Genomic DNA, 1,476 nt, shown 5'->3' with positions numbered 1-1,476 from the left:
GGTACCGACCCCCGAAAGTTAGAGTGAAAAAACTAACTTTCGGGGGTGTTTTTTTGGCTAAATATAGTGATGAATTTAAAATGAAACTTGTCATCGAGTATTTATCTGGAAATCTAGGATACAGATCATTGGCCAAAAAATATAATATGGGTAGCCAAACGCAGATAGTTGAGTGGGTAAATACCTATAAGTCTCAGGGGATGGAAGGGTTAAAACGAAGAAAGACGAAGAAGGAGTATTCTGTTCAATTTAAATTAGATACGATACAATTCATGTTAAATACAGGTGCTTCTTATTTAGAAACGGCTGTTCAGTTTAACTTGAACAACCCTTCCTTAATTAAACGCTGGATGAAGACATTTCGTGAACAAGGAGTAGAAGGCCTGGAATTAAATTTAAAGGGGCGGCCTTCTATGTCTAAGAAATCTAATAATCAGAAGAAAAAGGAAGAAGAAAAGCTAACACGCGAAGAAGAATTAGAACGCGAGAATGAACTACTAAGACTGGAGAATGCATATTTAAAAAAGCTGAGAGCTTTTCGCGAGAATCCGAACGCCTTTCACGAAAAGCACAAACAAAAATGGCATTCGAGCTTAAAGAAGAAGGATTTCGATTAAAAGATATCCTCTTTGTGGTAGGAATTCCGGAAGCAACTTATCACTATCATGTGAAAAATTTCGGTAAGGAAGACCCGGATAAAGAATTAAAAGAAACCATTACAACCTTATTTAATAAGTTCCAGGAACGCTATGGTTATAAACGTATCACAAAAGAATTAAAGAAATTAGGGCAGCGTATCAATCATAAAAAAGTCTATCGTATCATGCGAGAGCTAGGAATTAGATGTATTAAATTCATGCGAAAATCCCGTAAATATAATAGTTATAAGGGAACTATTGGAAAGGTAGCGAAAAACCGATTATCTCGTCGGTTTAGAACCCCTATTCCTCTTCAAAAATTGGTAACTGACGTTACTGAATTTAAATGTCTCGAAGAAAAGAAATTATATTTGAATCCAATTCTTGACCTTTATAACGGAGAAATTATTGCGTTTGGGATCAAGGAACGTCCAACTTTAGATCTTGTCATGGAACCTTTAAAAGAGTCTTTAGAAGTATTAAAAGATCGGGCGACCTATCGAACCACAATCCATTCAGACCAAGGCTGGCATTATCAGCACAACAAGTGGGTGAAAACGTTAAAACGGAACAAGATTTTTCAAAGCATGTCTCGGAAAGCAACCTGCGCAGACAACGCTTCGATGGAGAATTTCTTTGGGATTTTAAAGCAAGAAATGTATTATGGTGAAGAACTAGTAACCTATGAGGATTTAAAAGGACGGATTGAAGAATATATTCACTGGTACAATCATGACCGGTCAAAAGAAAAATTGGCTGGGATGAGTCCTGTCGAATACCGAACTCACTCCAGCCATTCAGCTGCATAATAAAACTCTAACTTCCGGGGGTAAGCACC

2 protein-coding genes are annotated in these 1,476 nt (G+C 37.1%); both read left to right on the top strand.

What is annotated here, in order from left to right:
• Nucleotides 1-617, top strand: a 617-nt coding sequence (locus LCM10_RS20445; protein ID WP_224878439.1) for a transposase, incomplete at its 5' end; no start/stop codon positions are given.
• Complete coding sequence (locus LCM10_RS20440; protein ID WP_224878441.1) at nucleotides 515-1,447, top strand: IS3 family transposase; 933 nt, start codon at nucleotides 515-517, stop codon at nucleotides 1,445-1,447. The genes LCM10_RS20445 and LCM10_RS20440, both read left to right, overlap by 103 nt.
• Nucleotides 1,448-1,476 lie beyond the last annotated feature (29 nt).

The organism is Rossellomorea aquimaris (assembly GCF_020171925.1).
GTDB classification, from domain to species: Bacteria; Bacillota; Bacilli; order Bacillales; family Bacillaceae_B; genus Rossellomorea; species Rossellomorea aquimaris_F.
This window is presented reverse-complemented; position numbering and strand designations above follow the sequence as displayed.